Here is a 15,445-nt window from a genome sequence, read left to right as displayed (position 1 = left end):
TCGTGCCAATTTATCGAGCAACAAAAAAGACTTATAAATCATTAGCTTACGGATTAATGCCTAACCCTTGTAAACGGCGTTCTGCATGATCACCGCTTGGGCCCTCGTGCAGATTGCAGTATCGTCGGCGCTTTATCCGGAGGCGGCTGGCGATGAAACCTGAATACCTGCAACTGCTGGTGACCCGCAGCATGCCATTCGGCAAGTACCAGGGCCGGCTGTTGGCCGATCTGCCTGGCGATTACCTTGGCTGGTTTGCGCGCAAGGGCTTTCCGCCAGGTGAGCTAGGGGCGCTGCTGGCTTTGATGCATGAGATTGATCACAACGGGCTGGGTGAACTGCTGGTGCCATTGCGGCACAAGCACAAACGCTAGGCCCCTTCACCCGAAGGGGCCTGGCGCTCAGGTCTCAGGCCTTGACCGGCGCTATCGCCAGCTCGACCTGCTCTTTACGCTTGAGCACGGCATAGATCAGCGCCGTGACCAGGCTGCCGGCGGCAATCGCCAGCAAGTACAACAGCGCATGGTTGATCGCATTGGGGATCAACAACACGAACAGGCCGCCATGCGGCGCCATCAGCTTGCAGCCAAAGTACATCGACAGCGCCCCGGTCAGCGCGCCGCCGATAACACTCGCTGGAATCACCCGCAACGGGTCCTTGGCAGCAAACGGGATCGCCCCTTCGGAGATAAAGCACAGGCCTAATGCCAAGGCGGCCTTGCCTGCCTCGCGCTCACTCTGGGCGAACTTGCTGCGGGCGATCAGGCTGGCGATTCCCAGGCCGATCGGCGGCACCATGCCGGCAGCCATGGTCGCGGCCATCGGTGCAAAGCTCTGGTTCGACAGCAGGCCGACCGAGAACGCATAGGCCGCCTTGTTGATCGGCCCGCCAAGGTCCACACACATCATCCCGCCCAGCAGCAGCCCGAGCAGAATGGCATTGGTGGTGCCCATGTTGTCGAGGAACTGGGTCAGGCCCGCAAGCATCGAGGCGACCGGTTGGCCCACCACATAGATCATCACCAGGCCGGTGAACAGGCTGGCCAGCAGCGGGATGATCAGGATCGGCTTGAGCGCCTCGAGGCTGCTCGGCAAGCGCACCCAGCGACTGATCGCCTTGGCGCTGTAGCCGGCCAGAAAGCCGGCTACGATGCCGCCGATAAAGCCCGCGCCAAGAATGGTCGCCAGCATCCCGCCGATCATCCCCGGCGCAAGGCCAGGGCGGTCGGCAATCGACCAGGCGATGTAACCGGCCAGCAGCGGCACCATCAGTTTGAAGGCTGCCTCAGCGCCGATCTGCATTAACGCCGCCGGCAGGGTGCCGGGCACTTCGTGGGCATTGATGCCGAACACGAAGGACAAGGCGATCAGCAAACCGCCAGCTACCACCATGGGCAGCATGAACGACACACCGGTCAGCAGGTGCTTGTACACGCCGCTTTTTTCGCTGCTGGCCGTGGCTCCCGCGGCGGCATCGGCAGCGCTTTCCTGCTTGGCTTCGAGCAGGGCCTTGTCGAGGGTGGCCTTGGCTTGCTTGAGAGCAATGCCGGTACCGCAGCGGTATACCCGCTTGCCGGCAAAGCGCGCAGTGGGCACTTCGATGTCGGCCGCCAGCAGTACTACATCGGCCTCGGCAATGGCCTGCGCCGACAGCGGATTGCGCGCACCGACCGAACCTTGAGTTTCCACCGTGAGCTGGTAGCCCAGTTGCTGCGCGGCCTGCTGCAAGGCTTCGGCAGCCATGAAGGTGTGGGCCACGCCGGTTGGACAGGCCGTGACCGCGACTATCTTCGGCGGCCCCAGCGCGGCCGGTGCATCGACCACGGCGCTGGCGCTGTGGACCTGCGCCTGGACAGCTGCCTCATCGAGAAAACTCTCGCGATCCGCCAACGCCTGAGCCGGTGTACTCTGGTACAGGCGTTTGCCAACGAAGCGCGACAGATCGACCGCGCCGGTACTGATCACTAGCACCCAGTCGGCCTCGGCGATCTGCGTGGCGCTCAAATTACGTTCGGGGTGCTCGGCATCCTGCACCTCGACGCTGGTGCTCCAGCCGCGGCGCTGCGCTGCAGCCGCCAGCAGGCGCGCGCTGAGTACGCTGGAGACCTGGCCGTTGGGGCAGGCGGTGACAATGGCAATGTTCATCGGCAAGCCTCTTGTTGTTCTGTGATGTGTACGCCTGCTTGCAGTTGCTCCAGCTGCGCGCGGTCGCGGATGCCAAAGCCGACCTGCGTCACCGCCTGGGCGGCGATGGCGGTGGCGCGGCGCAGCGTCTGTGCTGGCGCCTCGCCCTGCAACAGGCCATGGACCATGCCGGCCACCAGCGAGTCGCCGGCACCGACCGTGCTCGCCACGCGCACCTGCGGCGGTTGTGCGTGCAGCACGGCACCTGCGCGGTACCAGCTGACGCCGTGCTCGCCTTGCGACACCACTACATGCTCGATGCCGCTTGCCATTAGTTGGCTGGCAGCCTGCTGCTGTTCGGCCCGGCCGGTGACACTGTGGCCGAGCACCTCAGCAAGCTCGTCGGTGTTCGGCTTGACCAGCCAGGGCGCTGCCTGAAGGCCGGCGCGCAAGGCCTCGCCGCTGCTGTCCAGAGCAATCTTCAAGCCTTGCGCCTTGAGCTGCCCGAGCAGCTCGGCAAACCACTGCGGGTCGATGCCGCGCGGCAGACTGCCGGCGACCACCACCGCGTCATGGCCTGGCGCAATCTGCAGCAGCTTGCGCATCAGCGCGCTGCGTGAAGCGGCATCGACCTCCGGGCCCTGGCCGTTGATATCGGTCACGCAGCCGTTGGCCTCGACCAGCTTGATGTTGCTGCGCGTCTCGCCGGCCACGCGGACAAAGCAGTCGGCAAAGCCGCGCCACTGGATCAGCGCTTCGAACAGCTGCAGGTTGTCGCGGCCAAGAAACCCGCCGACGGTCACGCTGTGGCCAAGGTCGGCCAGCACCTGGGCGACATTCAGGCCCTTGCCGGCGGCGTGGCTGTGCTGCGCCTGGCTGCGGTTGACCTGGCCTGCGCGCAAGCTGTCGAGGCTGACGGTGATATCCAGCGCCGGGTTCAGGGTCAGGGTGAGGATCTTGGCCATCAGTAGTGCTCCACCAACGCGCGCACGGCGGCGGCGCTGTCTTGTTGCAGGGCCTCGAGCGCAAGCGCACGGGCCGTCTGGTAATCACGCTGGCGCACCAGCGCCTTGACTTCGGCGACGCTGCGCGAGGCCACGCTGAGCTCGTCGACCTCAAGCCCAAGCAATATGGCCACCGCTTGCGGGTCGGCGGCCAGCTCGCCACAGACCCCCACCCACTTGCCTTCGGCATGGGCGGCGCGCACGGTCATGTCGATCAGGCGCAGCACTGCCGGGTGCAGGCCATCGGCCTGGGCTGACAGGCTCGGGTGGCCGCGGTCGATGGCAAGGGTGTACTGGGTCAGGTCGTTGGTGCCGATGCTGAAGAAGTCCACCTCGCGCGCCAGCTGTGGCGCCAGCAAGGCCGCGGAAGGCACCTCGACCATGATCCCCAGTTGCAGGTCGGCGACCGGGATCTCTTCGCGCAATTGTTCGACCATGGCCTTGGCTTCGCGCCACTCGTGGATCTGCCCGACCATCGGGAACATGATCCGCAGGGGGCGGCCGTCGGCGGCCTGCAACAATGCGCGCAACTGGTCGCGCATGATCTGCGGGCGCTGCAAGGTCAGGCGCACACCGCGTACGCCAAGGAACGGGTTGTCTTCGCGTGCGATCGGCCAGTACGGCAGCGGTTTGTCGCCGCCGACATCCAGCGTGCGCACTACCAGCGGCCGCCCGTCGAGGCCATCGAGTACGCGCCGGTATTCGGCTTCCTGGGTTGCCACGTCGGGCGCCTGCGGGTGGGCCATGAAGATCAGCTCGGTGCGCAGCAGGCCAACCCCTTCGGCGCCCTGCTCGACCACTTTGTCGATTCCTTGGCTGCCGCCGATGTTGGCAAAAACTTCGATGGCATGGCCGTCGCGGGTGACGGCGGGTTGATGGCGGCTGGCCCAGGCTTGCTGCAGGCGCTGTTCACGCTGGTCGCGTTCGGTCAACGCGCGTTGCAGCTCATCCGCGGCCGGCGCCACGCTGACCCGGCCGCGCTGGCCGTCGAGCAGCAGCGGCGTGCCGGGGGCCAGCAACAGCATCGCCGCGCCTGCACCGACTACCGCCGGGATGCCCAACGCACGCGCAACGATGGCGCTATGGGCAGTAGCGCCACCTTGGGCGGTGACGATGCCGGCGACCCGCTGCGGATCGAGCCGGGCGACGTCGGACGGGCCGACTTCGGTCATCACCAGCACATACGGCTCTGTTGGCTCAGGGGTATCGATGACGCCACACAGTTGCGCCAGCACGCGCCGACCAATGTCACGCAGATCGGCGGCGCGCTCGGCGAGCAGTGCGTCGTGCAGGGCTTCCTGCTGGCGCGCGGCGGCCTCGATAACGCTCATCCAGGCGGCGGCAGCGCTTTCGCCCTGGCCCAGGCGCTGCTCGACTTCGTCCATCAGGGCCGGGTCGGCGAGCATTTCCTGATGAGTGATGAATATCTCGCCGATGGCCTTGTCGCTGCGCTGCACCAGTGCCTGCAACTCGGCATTGACGGTTTCCAGCGCAGCGCGCAATTGCGCTCGCTCCTGGCTTGGCGAGATACCGCGCAGCGGATAGTCGATGTCACGTTCGACGCAGATATGCGCCGGCCCGCAGGCAATCCCCGGGGCCGCAGGCACGCCTTGAATCAGGCTGCCAAGCACAGGTGCCGAGAGCGGTTCGGCAACCACTACGACCTCTTCGGTGCAAGCTTGGGGCAGTGCTTCAACGGTTTCACCAAGGCCGTCGGCGATGGCCGCCAGCAACACCGGCAGGGCATCGTTGGCAATATTCGGCTCGGCAATCAATTCCAGCGTCTGACCACGGCGGGCGCCGAGGCCGAGCAGCTTGCTCAGGCTCTTCACCGATACCGCCGGCTGGCTGTCGTCGAGCAGACGAATACGGATTTCACCCTCGAAGCCTTTGGCCATTTGCGCCAGCACCTTGGCCGGGCGTGCATGGAGGCCGTGGGCATTGGCCAGCACAATCCGTGCACTGGGCCAGTCAGCCGGAACTTCACCGCCGAGCACTTCAAGCACGGTGCGGCTGCTGGTGGCCTGATAGAGCATCTGCCCACGGCCTTCGATCAGCACTTCGCACAGGCGCTCGAGCAACGCCTGATGGGCAGCACCCAGGCTGGCCAGGCAGAACAGACCATTGAGCGGCTGATCGCGATAACGCAGCGGCTGCTGCGGGGTGATGAACGCCAGCCCCGGCTGGCGCACCTGGCGCTCGCTGTGCAGCCACCACAGGCCTTCGCCCAGCGGCAGCGGCTCGGCCTGCTGCAGCATGGCGGCAAAGCCGCTTTCGACGCAGCCGGCGCGTTGCAGCAAACGAGCGCCGCGCCAGGCCAGCTCTTCGAAGTCGTCAGCCGGCAGGTTCAGGCTGACCAACTGCGCATCCAGCGCCAGCGCCTGCGGTGCGCCCTGCAATAGTTTGAGCAGCGCCTCGGCCGAACTGGCCCGGCGCAGTGCCTGGGCCAGGTCGGTCTCACCGAGGGCGCGGGTCAGCAGTTGCAGCAGGCGCAGGTGTTCGTCGGAGCGGGCGGCGATGGCAATCGCCAGGTAGACCATCTGCCCATCACCCCAGTCCACGCCCTCGGGGAACTGCATCAAGCGCACGCCGGTGGCAAACACCTGATCACGCGTCTGCGGCGTGCCGTGGGGAATGGCAATGCCCTGACCGAGGAAGGTCGAGCCTTGCTCCTCGCGGTCCTGCAAGCCTTGCAGGTAGCCCTCGGCAACCAGCCCATCGGCAACCAGGCAGTCAGCCAGCAGGCGCAGAGCCTGGCCTTTGTCGGCGGCAGACTGACCCATGGCTATCTGCTCTTTGGCGAGCTCGAGCATGACCTTCTCCTTTTGCAGTCCCGCAGCGGGTACTGAGGTATTGTTGTGAAATTCAGCAAAACAACCAGCTCAACAGCCGACGCAGGCGGCAGTGCCCGCTGATAATTGTCGGCTGAAACGTTTAATCTGACCAGGCGGCCACGTTACTCGATAATCTTGCGACGAAAAAGCCCCATCCCGTCGGACAATTGCGACAATGGTCGCCTGCGCGCAGGCTTGAGGCTGGGTCAAACTACCCAATCAGGTGCCACAGCCAGTCCCGGAAATAACAAGGAAAATTCGGTGAAACTCAGTGATATCGCCCGTCTGGCAGGTGTTTCAGTCACCACCGCCAGCTATGTCATCAACGGCAAGGCCGAACAGCAGCGTATCAGCAGCGCCACCGTCGAGCGTGTCCAGGCGGTTGTCGACGCCCATGGTTTCACGCCAAACCCCCAGGCGGCGGGTCTGCGCAGCCGGCACACGCGCACGTTGGGCTTCATTCTCCCGGATCTGGAGAACCCCAGCTATGCACGCATTGCCAAGCAACTCGAACAGGCGGCCCGCGCGCGTGGCTACCAACTGCTGATCGCCAGCAGCGACGACCAGCCGGACATCGAGCGGCAACTGCAGCAGCTGTTCCGGGCCCGGCGCTGCGATGCGCTGTTCGTCGCCAGTTGCTTGCCAGGTGAGGACGATAGCTACCGCGCCCTGCAAGACAAAGGCCTGCCGGTAATTGCCATCGACCGTGGCCTTGACCCTACGCACTTCTGCTCGGTCATCAGCGACGATCGCGATGCCAGCCAGCAACTCGCCCGCAGCCTGCTGGCAACCGCCCCGCGCAGCATTGCCCTGATCGGTGCACGCCCAGAACTGTCGGTCAGCCAGGCCCGGGCCGGCGGCTTCGATCAAGCCCTGCAGCAGTTTACCGGGGAGATCCGCCGCTACCAGGGCGAAGCGTTCAGCCGCGAGTGCGGCCAGCGCTTGATGGAGCAATTGATTGCAGAGCATGGCGGCTTGCCGGATGCGCTGGTGACCACCTCCTATGTACTGCTGCAAGGGGTGTTCGACGCCCTCCAGGCCCGCCCGGCCGAATCACGCCAGCTGCAGTTGGGCACCTTCGGTGACAACCAATTGCTCGATTTCCTGCCGCTGCCAGTCAATGCCATGGCCCAGCAGCACGGGCTGATCGCCGCCGCCGCGCTGGAGCTGGCCCTGGCGGCCATCGAACAGAAGCGCTACCAGCCGGGTGTGCACGCGGTACCGCGAACCTTCAAGCAACGTATTCAGCCGACCTGACCATGCGCCTGATCGATACCCACAGCCATCTGGACTTCCCAGAGTTCGACGCCGACCGCGAGCATGTTTTGGGTAATGCCGCAGCGAGCGGCGTGGAACGGGTGGTGGTACTGGGAGTGACGGCAGATAACCTGCAGCGGGTCTGGCAACTGGCTTGCAGCGACCCGCGTGTGTATGCCGCGCTAGGTCTGCATCCGGTGTTTCTGGCCCAGCATCGGCCTGAACATCTGCTGGAACTGCGCAACTGGTTCGAGCGCCTGCGCGGCGACCCGCGCCTATGTGCGGTGGGCGAGATCGGCCTGGACTACTACCTGCCGGAGCTCGACCCTGCCGAACAACAGGCTTTGTTTGAAGCGCAATTGCAGATCGCCTGCGACTTCGACCTACCGGCGCTGCTGCACGTACGCCGCAGCCATGCCCAGGTGATCGCCACGCTCAAGCGTTATCGCTTGCAACGGGCTGGCATCATCCACGCCTTTGCCGGCAGCTTCGAAGAGGCCCGCGAATACATCAAGCTCGGCTTCAAGCTGGGCTTGGGCGGCGCGGCGACCTGGCCGCAAGCGCTACGCCTGCGCAAGACCGTGGCACGCTTACCGCTGGAAAGCGTGGTACTGGAGACCGACGCGCCGGACATGGCGCCGGCAATGTACCCAGGCCTGCGTAACAGCCCCGAGCACTTACCGCAGATCGCTCAGGTGCTGGCCGAGTTGATGGGCGTCGCCCCGGAGCAGCTGGCGGCCGCGTCCAGCCGCACAGCCTGCGAGCTGTTTGGCTGGTAGCGCCTCCTCTACAGCAACACCGTCCACAGAGCAAAGGCCGCATACCACAGCACTGCCGAGCGCAACAGCAACTCCCACAAGCTGTCCAGACGGGCCAGGCCCAACTGGCTGTCTTCCTGTTCGGGGATGTCGTCAGCGGCACGCCCAACCCGGGTTACCAGCAGCGCAGCGCTGATACGCCAATTGAGCAACTCGTGCAGCATTACCCGCATCACCGCGACAAAGTTGCCGACCAGGGCAAAGCTCAGGGTCAGCACCCGCACTGGCAGCCAATCCATGACATGCCGCAGCTGCTCGGCCCTGGCTTTAAGCGCGGGCTGTCCGCTGTACTCGCTGCACAGCACCAGCAGCCGATAGGCCAATGCCGCGCCAGGCCCGAGCAGGAAGTACCAGAAGATCACCGCAAAGAAACTCTGGTAGGCGTGCCACAACAGATACCCCTGCACCTTCACCAGCAAACTCGGCGCATCATCGGCCTGCATGCCCAGGTCACGATCAGCGACATGCAGCGCCGCCTGCTTATCCCCCCGGTGCCAGGCATCGCGCAATGGCCCCAACGCCGCCTTGGCATCACCGCGGCCTAGACTGTAGATCAACACCAGCAAGTGCACCGGCAATGCCAGCAGGCCGTACGCCACCGGCTCGAGCACATGCAGCAGCAAAACAAGCAGCGCGACCGGCGCCAGTACCAGAACCGCCAACTGCCACCAGGGCTGTTGTTTGCCACTGCGCTCAAGCCGGGCCAGCTCGCCTAGAAAAAAGCCGTCACGTTGCAACCGCTGACGCAGCGCCGAAAACTTCTCGACCCACAGCACCAGCACCAACACCAGAAAACTCATGGTTGTCCCTCATTGTTCAGCAAGTCGGCGCGATAACGTGGCCAGTCAAAGGCGGCGCCGGGGTCGGTCTTGCGCCCCGGCGCGATCTCGTCATGGCCGCGAATGCGCTGCACATCGATCGCCGGCCAGGCCGCACATATCTGTTGCGTAAGGCGCGCCAGGGTCGCGTACTGAGCATCGCTGTAAGGCATTTCGTCGGTGCCTTCCAGTTCAATGCCGATGGAAAAGTCATTGCAGCCTTCCCGCCCATCGAAGCGCGACACGCCAGCATGCCAGGCACGGTCAAGCAAAGAGACGAACTGGGTAACGCCACCGTCACGCTCGACGAACAGGTGAGCGGAGACGGTCAGATGGCAGATGTCTTGAAAATAAGGATGCTCGGTCGGGTCGAGCTGGTTCTGGAAGAACTGCTGCACCTTGCCGGTGCCGAAGCATGCCGGAGGCAGGCTGATGTTGTGGATCACCAGCAACGAGATAGCCTCGCCCGCAGGGCGTTCGTTGAAGTTTGGCGAAGGGCAGTGAGTGACGCCGGCAAACCAGCCGGTCGCGGGGTCCAGTTGCATCGGGCAGATCCTGAATATCATCAACCAGGGGCGTTCAGTATGCCCTAGTGGTCCGGCAGGGTGATTCGGTTATCTAGCCAATTTGTTTCGTCTTGCGCATCCGGGGGGCTTTAATCCGATGAATGAGCCAGCCATGAAACCGGCACTCAAGATAGCCAGGGCCGCTGTGCGGCCTTGCTCAATGACTGTGCGTAAGCGACCCACGCAACTGCTGCAACGCCGCATCAAGCGCACGTTCAAACAGAGGCCCATCATCAAGCACCCGCACATCCCCATTGGCCAGCGCCAACGCCAACCCACCGCGACTCCATTCACGCACCTTGATCCCGGTCCGACTGGTAAACACCAACCGATCGCAGCTATCGATCCTGACCACCAGCTTGCAGCGCAGCGGGCCGGCTTCTTCAAGCACTTGCAACCAGCTACCAACACGCAACTGGCGAACTTGCCGAGCATATTCGCTGCTGTCGTCAAAAGGCGCATCACAGGTAGTCTCGTCAGCGACGGCGAGAACAATCTCATCAGCCACCAACACCTCACTGATCAGCGCCCCTTGATCAAGTTGGCTCACACCACCACACGCCCGCAGGTGCAACTGCTCAAGCTCGGCGAAGAACTCCCGAGCCGCGGTCGAGTCCTGGGCGACACTGGCCAACCCATCACGCAACGCCTTGAGCAGCCCCGGCACCTGTTCGAGCAACTGCGCACAGGCCTCGGCACTGCGATGCGCACTGATGCTGGCAAGCAAGCTGTCCATGGTCGCAAGGCCCTGGCGCCAGGCCGGTGAGGCTTCGCCATGCTTGAGCCATGCCAGCAACAGCACCTGGCTCCAGGACTGCACCAGCATCTGCACCAGCGTCTGCGGCAGCACCCGCCCGTGCAGGCGCAGGTTCAGTTCCTGCTGCACGCGCCGTCGCGCCTGCACGGTGCGCGCCCGACCCTCTTCGGCATCGCGGGTGCGCTGCTCGAGCAGTTCGTTGCGACGGCGCTCATCCTGATTGAAGGCGAGAAAATCCTCGAGCAGCTCGGCGAACAACTGCGGATCTTCAGCGTAATCGTTGAGCAAACGCTGGACGATGCGCTCGACTCGCTGCTGCGGCCCGCCACGCGAGACCTGTTCGTCAGCCTCCCAGCCCAGCGCCGCGGCGGCAATCTCGTCGAGCAAGCGCCGCGCCGGGTGATTGGCGCGGCTGAACAGGCCCCTGTCGAGCATGGCCACTTTCAGCAGCGGAATATGCAGACGCGCGAGCAGTTCGCGCAGGTTGCTCGGCAGGTTGTCGTCAGTCTGGATAAAGTCGAAGAGCAAGCCGACCAGGTTGATCACATCTTCGTCGTAGTTGCCGATCCGCCGGCGGCTGCCGCTGCGTACGCCGACCCGCAGCAGCAACTGTTCCAGCTGCTGGCTCAGGTTGAAGTCGTCGGCATCAGCCACGCCGGGCACGTAGTGCTGCAAATGCGACAGCAGCCGCAGCAGATCGGCGGTATTGATTGGCTCGGCAGTTGCCACGCTCTGCAGACGCGGCGCGAAACGCCCGCGAGCAGGCGCCAGCAGCGGTTGCAGGCTGGCGAAGAAGTCCTGGCCAGTAATGTCGCCGTCGGCCGGATCGGCCTGGGCGTGACAGTCAGCGCTGTGCAGGTGGGTCAGCGGCCGGTCTTCGGCGCGGCGCCGCGGCGCGGGCATCAGTTCGGGCAGGATGCCGGCTGCAGCGAGCAGTTGATTGGCTTCGCCGTACAGCAGATCAAGATCACGCAGCACATAGCGTTCGAACAGCTTGAGCAGGATCAGCTTGACCTGCGGGCCAACCCCCAGGCTGCGCCCGGCATCCAGAAAGAACCCGCACAGGCACTCCGGGCCCAATGGATTGCGGCGCAGTTCAAGGGGCATTTCCAGCAGCGCCTGGAAGCGCAAGCCCAGCTGATCAAGGGCAAAGCCATCACGCGACAACACCCGTGCCAGCATGCCCTCGATGGCCACCGCCCGCTCCGGTTGAGAAGCGTTGCGCAGCGATTCGGTAATCGCCAGATAAGGTACGCGCTCGGCCTGGCCGATACGGGCGAAGGCGTCATAGAACGCATCGAGAAACTCCCGCTCGATACTCTTGCGCTTCAGCCGCAGGTCGCGCATCGCTTCGAAGTAGAGGTTCTGATCGACCCGCTCACCGGCCCGGTCGGCCATCTCGAACAGCCTGTCGTCAGCATTGTCGAACAACGCCTGCAGGCCTTGGCGCAATTGCAGGACAGCCTTGTCCCGTACCTGCAGGAGCACGATCGGAAGGCTCAGCGAGGGCACGCGCGCACCTCTGTCGGCGGCCGCCACCAAGGGCACCACCTTGCCTTCTGTATGCATCCCTAACTCCTTGCAGGAAATCGTCAAAGCCATGACGCCAAATACTGGACGCTATTATCGACAAAAAGTCTTACAGCTGCCAGCACGTAGTGCATGTCCCGGTGAAAAGACCACTAATCAGACGAAATGCTCCCCTGTTCTGACCAAAGGTCATCAGCGGCATGACTGTACACACCGCCCCCCTGCCCTATAATCGCCGGCATCTAGCTTGTGGAGCCGACCATGCCGAACCTACGCCTCGCCGACCTGACTGCCGAAATCGAAGCCAACGTGCGCCGCGCGTTGCTCGAGGACGTCGGCAATGGCGATATCACCGCACAACTGATCCCGGCCGAGCGCCTGGCCAAGGCCACCATCATCACCCGCGAAGACTGCGTGGTGGCCGGCAGTGCCTGGGTCGATGCGGTGTTTCGCCAGCTCGATCCGCGGGTCGCGGTGCACTGGCAAGTGGTCGATGGCGACCTGGCCAAGGCCAACCAGCCGCTGTTTCACCTCGAAGGCCCAGCCCGCTCGCTGCTGACCGGCGAACGTTCAGCGCTTAACTTCCTCCAGCTGCTGTCAGGCGTGGCCACCCGGGCGCGGTTCCTCGCGGACCTGGTCGAAGGCACCCAGGTGCGCTTGCTCGATACCCGCAAGACCCTACCCGGCCTGCGCCTGGCGCAGAAGTACGCGGTGACCTGTGGCGGATGCCACAACCACCGCATCGGCCTGTATGACGCGTTTCTGATCAAGGAAAACCACATCGCCGCCAGCGGTGGCGTTGCCGAAGCAGTAGCTGCAGCGCACCGCATCGCGCCGGGCAAGCCGGTCGAGGTCGAAGTGGAGAGTCTGGATGAACTGCGCCAGGCGCTGGCGGCCGGGGCCGATATCGTCATGCTTGACGAGCTGAGTTTGGATGAAATGCGCGAAGCGGTGCGGATCAATGCCGGCAAGGCCAAGCTCGAGGCCAGCGGCGGTGTCAATGAAAGCACCCTGCGGGTGATCGCCGAGACCGGGGTCGACTACATCTCGATCGGCGCAATGACCAAGGACGTCAAAGCGGTCGACCTGTCGATGCGCTTGAGCCTGTAAACGCAACGCGGGGCAATGGGCGCCGGTTGCGAACCGTGCCCATTGCCCCGCGTTTTGATGCTGGCGGCTTAGAACGAAGCGTTGGCCAGGCCGTCCAGGTACCGCTCGACGTCCAGTGCAGCCATGCAGCCAGCACCCGCCGAGGTGATCGCCTGACGGTAAACGTGGTCGGCCACGTCGCCGGCGGCGAATACACCTTCGACGTTGGTTGCAGTGGCGTTGCCTTCACGGCTGCCGCTGACTACCAGGTAGCCGTCCTTCAAGGTCAGCTGGCCTTCGAACAGCGATGTGTTCGGGGTGTGACCGATCGCGATGAACACGCCGTCAACGGTGATCTCGTCGCTGCTGCCGTCGTTGTTTTTCAGGCGCGCACCGGTCACGCCCATGTTGTCGCCCAGCACTTCGTCGAGGGTGGCGTTGAGCTTGAGCTCGATCTTGCCTTCGGCAACCCGCGCGTTGAGCTTGTCGACCAGAATCTTCTCGGCGCGGAAGGTTTCGCGGCGATGCACCAGGGTCACCTTGCTGGCGATGTTGGCCAGGTACAGCGCCTCTTCAACGGCAGTGTTGCCGCCGCCGACGACCGCTACCGGCTTGTTGCGGTAGAAGAAGCCGTCGCAGGTTGCGCAGGCAGACACGCCCTTGCCCATGAACGCTTCTTCCGACGGCAGGCCCAGGTAACGCGCACTGGCACCGGTGGCGACAATCAGCGCGTCGCAGGTGTAGGTGCCGCTGTCGCCCTGCAGGGTGAACGGCTTGTTGGCCAGGTCAACCGCGTTGATGTGGTCGAAGACGATCTCGGTCTCGAAGCGCTCGGCGTGCTCTTGCATACGCTGCATCAGCGCTGGGCCGGTCAGGCCATGGGGGTCGCCCGGCCAGTTGTCGACTTCGGTGGTGGTGGTCAGCTGGCCACCGGCCTGCATGCCGGTAATCAACAGCGGCTTGAGGTTGGCACGCGCAGCGTAGACCGCAGCGCTGTAGCCGGCAGGGCCGGAACCGAGAATGATCACCCGCGAATGACGTACTTCAGACATGTCGAACTCCTGTCGAGCGGGCCGCACGGGTTCGGCTGCAAAGCGCCGGCGGCGGCTGGAAATAAAATGGACCCACGCAGCACTTGGGGAAGGCTATAACGCGCAAGTCCGAAACCTTTAAAGTTGAGCGCACTGTAGCGAGGTCGCAGAGATTAAGGAAATATCCTCAGACAATCCACCTTATAGACACGCTCTATCCACCAGCAAAATCGATAGAGAGGTCCCGCGAGGTTTTGTTACAGCCGGTTGCGCGCTGCTCAGCCGGCTTCCGTCATGCCAGCAAACTCGGTAAGGTCAGCGCGTTTACCTTCTGCGGAGCGTCTCCATGCAAGCCCCTGTTCTATCCGGCCCGCACTACCTGCGTGAAGGCCTCAAGCTGATCCTTACCCCCGGCCTGCGCCTGTTCGTGCTGCTGCCGCTGGCGATCAATCTGCTGCTGTTCGGTGGTCTGGTGTACCTGGCCGCGCATCAGTTCAGCCTGTGGGTCGACACGCTGATGCCGACTCTGCCGGAGTGGCTGAGCTTTCTCACCTACATCATCTGGCCGCTGTTCGTGGCGCTGGTAGTGCTGATGGTGTTCTTCACCTTCACTCTTGTAGCCAACATTGTCGCGGCGCCGTTCAACGGCTTTCTGGCAGAAAAGGTCGAAGTGGTGGTGCGCGGCCAGGACACCTTCCCGCCGTTCAGCTGGGGCGAGCTGATCGCCATGGTGCCGCGCACCTTGAGCCGCGAAATGCGCAAGCTGGGCTACTTCTTGCCGCGCGCACTGGCGTTGTTCATTCTCTCGTTCATTCCGGTGGTGAACGTCATTGCCGCACCACTGTGGCTGATTTTCGGCGTGTGGATGATGGCCATCCAGTACATCGACTATCCGGCCGACAACAACAAGATGAGCTGGCAGGACATGCTCGCCTGGCTGCGCCAGAAGCGCTGGCAGAGCATGGGCTTTGGCGGCATCACCTACCTGGCGCTGATGATCCCATTCGTCAACATCGTGATGATGCCGGCAGCGGTGGCGGGGGCTACGTTGTTCTGGGTGCGCGAGCGCAGCTGATCGGCTCTGGGGCCGGTGCACGGTCCCAGAGCAAGGCTCAAGAACCCAACTGGCTGGAAAACTGCCCCACCACTTCGACCACGCGCTTGGCGCCATCCTGAATCTCGGTGATCACCGCGCCAGTCTCGCCGGCCAGGCTCAGGCCCTGCTCGGCCTGGCGCTTGCTGGTGTCGATGATAGCCACCGCGGCCAACGCCAACTGCTCGTTCTGCTGCACGACCCGGGCGATCTCTTCGGTGGCGGTGCTGGTGCGCGAAGCCAACTGGCGTACTTCATCGGCGACCACGGCAAAGCCCCTGCCCTGCTCACCGGCGCGGGCCGCTTCGATGGCGGCGTTGAGCGCCAGCAGGTTGGTCTGCCCGGCAATATCGCTGATGGTCTTGATAATCGAGCCAATCACCCGTGACTGGGTATCCAGCGCCTGAATACCTTCGGCAGCCTGCTGCATCGAGGCTTCCAGGCCGCGCATCACGCTGACGGTCTGAGTCACCACATCATTGGCCTTGCAGGCGCTGGCATCGGTACCAAGCGAGGTGCTGTAG

General features: G+C 63.9%; 12 protein-coding genes and 1 pseudogene. 5 read left to right on the top strand and 8 right to left on the bottom strand.

Features of this window, described 5'->3' with window-relative positions; genetic code table 11:
• Positions 1 to 152 precede the first annotated feature (152 nt).
• The gene (locus IDM28_RS03435) at positions 153 to 374 is read left to right on the top strand and encodes a DUF3820 family protein (protein WP_101316602.1); all 222 of its coding nucleotides are present in this window, start codon (positions 153 to 155) and stop codon (positions 372 to 374) included.
• A 34-nt stretch (positions 375 to 408) separates the two neighbouring features.
• Here IDM28_RS03435 and IDM28_RS03430 read toward each other — a convergent pair whose 3' ends face one another.
• Genes IDM28_RS03430 through ptsP form a run of 3 tightly spaced genes read right to left on the bottom strand, consistent with a single transcriptional unit; the run spans position 409 to position 5,941 of the window.
• Positions 409 to 2,145 carry a PTS fructose-like transporter subunit IIB gene (locus IDM28_RS03430; protein WP_188035370.1) on the bottom strand — a complete coding sequence of 579 codons (1,737 nt, stop codon included), beginning with the start codon at positions 2,143 to 2,145 and terminating at the stop codon, positions 409 to 411.
• Positions 2,142 to 3,089 carry a 1-phosphofructokinase gene (gene pfkB, locus IDM28_RS03425; protein ID WP_188035369.1) on the bottom strand — a complete coding sequence of 316 codons (948 nt, stop codon included), beginning with the start codon at positions 3,087 to 3,089 and terminating at the stop codon, positions 2,142 to 2,144. Before pfkB ends, IDM28_RS03430 begins: the two co-directional genes overlap by 4 nt.
• Positions 3,089 to 5,941 (bottom strand): phosphoenolpyruvate--protein phosphotransferase, encoded by a 2,853-nt coding sequence (gene ptsP, locus IDM28_RS03420; protein WP_188035368.1) that lies wholly within the window; start codon positions 5,939 to 5,941, stop codon positions 3,089 to 3,091. The genes pfkB and ptsP overlap by 1 nt, the downstream gene beginning before the upstream one ends.
• Before the next feature lie 282 nt (positions 5,942 to 6,223).
• Between ptsP and cra the strand changes: the two genes are divergently transcribed.
• Positions 6,224 to 7,219 (top strand): catabolite repressor/activator, encoded by a 996-nt coding sequence (cra, locus tag IDM28_RS03415; RefSeq protein WP_101316594.1) that lies wholly within the window; start codon positions 6,224 to 6,226, stop codon positions 7,217 to 7,219.
• Between the two features lie 2 nt (positions 7,220 to 7,221).
• Positions 7,222 to 7,998, top strand: coding sequence for a TatD family hydrolase (locus IDM28_RS03410; RefSeq protein WP_150570075.1), 777 nt, complete (start codon positions 7,222 to 7,224; stop codon positions 7,996 to 7,998).
• Positions 7,999 to 8,006: 8 nt separating this feature from the next.
• Here the strand turns inward: IDM28_RS03410 and ampE are convergent, their stop codons facing one another.
• The 3 genes from ampE to IDM28_RS03395 form a co-directional block, all read right to left on the bottom strand.
• The gene (gene ampE / locus IDM28_RS03405; protein ID WP_188035367.1) at positions 8,007 to 8,837 is read right to left on the bottom strand and encodes a regulatory signaling modulator protein AmpE; all 831 of its coding nucleotides are present in this window, start codon (positions 8,835 to 8,837) and stop codon (positions 8,007 to 8,009) included.
• Positions 8,834 to 9,400: a 1,6-anhydro-N-acetylmuramyl-L-alanine amidase AmpD gene (ampD, locus tag IDM28_RS03400; protein WP_150570074.1), complete on the bottom strand. Its 567-nt coding sequence runs from the start codon at positions 9,398 to 9,400 to the stop codon at positions 8,834 to 8,836. Before ampD ends, ampE begins: the two co-directional genes overlap by 4 nt.
• Before the next feature lie 178 nt (positions 9,401 to 9,578).
• Positions 9,579 to 11,747, bottom strand: a complete 2,169-nt coding sequence (locus IDM28_RS03395) for a DUF1631 domain-containing protein (RefSeq protein WP_188035366.1) — start codon at positions 11,745 to 11,747, stop codon at positions 9,579 to 9,581.
• A gap of 222 nt (positions 11,748 to 11,969) precedes the next feature.
• Between IDM28_RS03395 and nadC the strand changes: the two genes are divergently transcribed.
• Positions 11,970 to 12,818, top strand: a complete 849-nt coding sequence (gene nadC / locus IDM28_RS03390; RefSeq protein ID WP_188035365.1) for a carboxylating nicotinate-nucleotide diphosphorylase — start codon at positions 11,970 to 11,972, stop codon at positions 12,816 to 12,818.
• A 68-nt stretch (positions 12,819 to 12,886) separates the two neighbouring features.
• Here the strand turns inward: nadC and trxB are convergent, their stop codons facing one another.
• Positions 12,887 to 13,849 (bottom strand): thioredoxin-disulfide reductase, encoded by a 963-nt coding sequence (gene trxB / locus IDM28_RS03385; protein WP_101316581.1) that lies wholly within the window; start codon positions 13,847 to 13,849, stop codon positions 12,887 to 12,889.
• Between the two features lie 325 nt (positions 13,850 to 14,174).
• On the opposite strand from trxB, the gene cysZ reads away from it, so the two are divergent.
• A complete protein-coding gene (cysZ, locus tag IDM28_RS03380) occupies positions 14,175 to 14,903 on the top strand; it encodes a sulfate transporter CysZ (protein ID WP_150570072.1) in 729 nt (242 codons plus the stop codon).
• 37 nt (positions 14,904 to 14,940) lie between these two features.
• On the opposite strand, the pseudogene IDM28_RS24135 reads toward cysZ, so the two are convergent.
• A pseudogene (locus IDM28_RS24135) lies at positions 14,941 to 15,345 on the bottom strand (methyl-accepting chemotaxis protein); the annotation flags it as partial.
• Positions 15,346 to 15,445: the final 100 nt, after the last annotated feature.

The sequence above is a fragment of the Pseudomonas sp. EZ-C24 genome (genome assembly GCF_014525325.1).
In the GTDB taxonomy this organism is placed as follows: Bacteria; Pseudomonadota; Gammaproteobacteria; order Pseudomonadales; family Pseudomonadaceae; genus Aquipseudomonas; species Aquipseudomonas shirazensis.
The sequence above is the reverse complement of the archived record's forward strand: the minus strand, read 5'-3'. Positions and strand labels throughout refer to the sequence as shown.

What these genes read in the sequence shown, in the direction of transcription:
- IDM28_RS03435 (WP_101316602.1), top strand. Translation starts at nt 153, where the DNA reads ATGAAACCTGAATACCTGCAACTGCTGGTGACCCGCAGCATGCCATTC.
- IDM28_RS03430 (WP_188035370.1), bottom strand. Translation starts at nt 2,145, where the DNA reads ATGAACATTGCCATTGTCACCGCCTGCCCCAACGGCCAGGTCTCCAGC.
- pfkB (WP_188035369.1), bottom strand. Translation starts at nt 3,089, where the DNA reads ATGGCCAAGATCCTCACCCTGACCCTGAACCCGGCGCTGGATATCACC.
- ptsP (WP_188035368.1), bottom strand. Translation starts at nt 5,941, where the DNA reads ATGCTCGAGCTCGCCAAAGAGCAGATAGCCATGGGTCAGTCTGCCGCC.
- IDM28_RS03410 (WP_150570075.1), top strand. Translation starts at nt 7,222, where the DNA reads ATGCGCCTGATCGATACCCACAGCCATCTGGACTTCCCAGAGTTCGAC.
- ampE (WP_188035367.1), bottom strand. Translation starts at nt 8,837, where the DNA reads ATGAGTTTTCTGGTGTTGGTGCTGGTGCTGTGGGTCGAGAAGTTTTCG.
- ampD (WP_150570074.1), bottom strand. Translation starts at nt 9,400, where the DNA reads ATGCAACTGGACCCCGCGACCGGCTGGTTTGCCGGCGTCACTCACTGC.
- IDM28_RS03395 (WP_188035366.1), bottom strand. Translation starts at nt 11,747, where the DNA reads ATGCATACAGAAGGCAAGGTGGTGCCCTTGGTGGCGGCCGCCGACAGA.
- nadC (WP_188035365.1), top strand. Translation starts at nt 11,970, where the DNA reads ATGCCGAACCTACGCCTCGCCGACCTGACTGCCGAAATCGAAGCCAAC.
- trxB (WP_101316581.1), bottom strand. Translation starts at nt 13,849, where the DNA reads ATGTCTGAAGTACGTCATTCGCGGGTGATCATTCTCGGTTCCGGCCCT.
- cysZ (WP_150570072.1), top strand. Translation starts at nt 14,175, where the DNA reads ATGCAAGCCCCTGTTCTATCCGGCCCGCACTACCTGCGTGAAGGCCTC.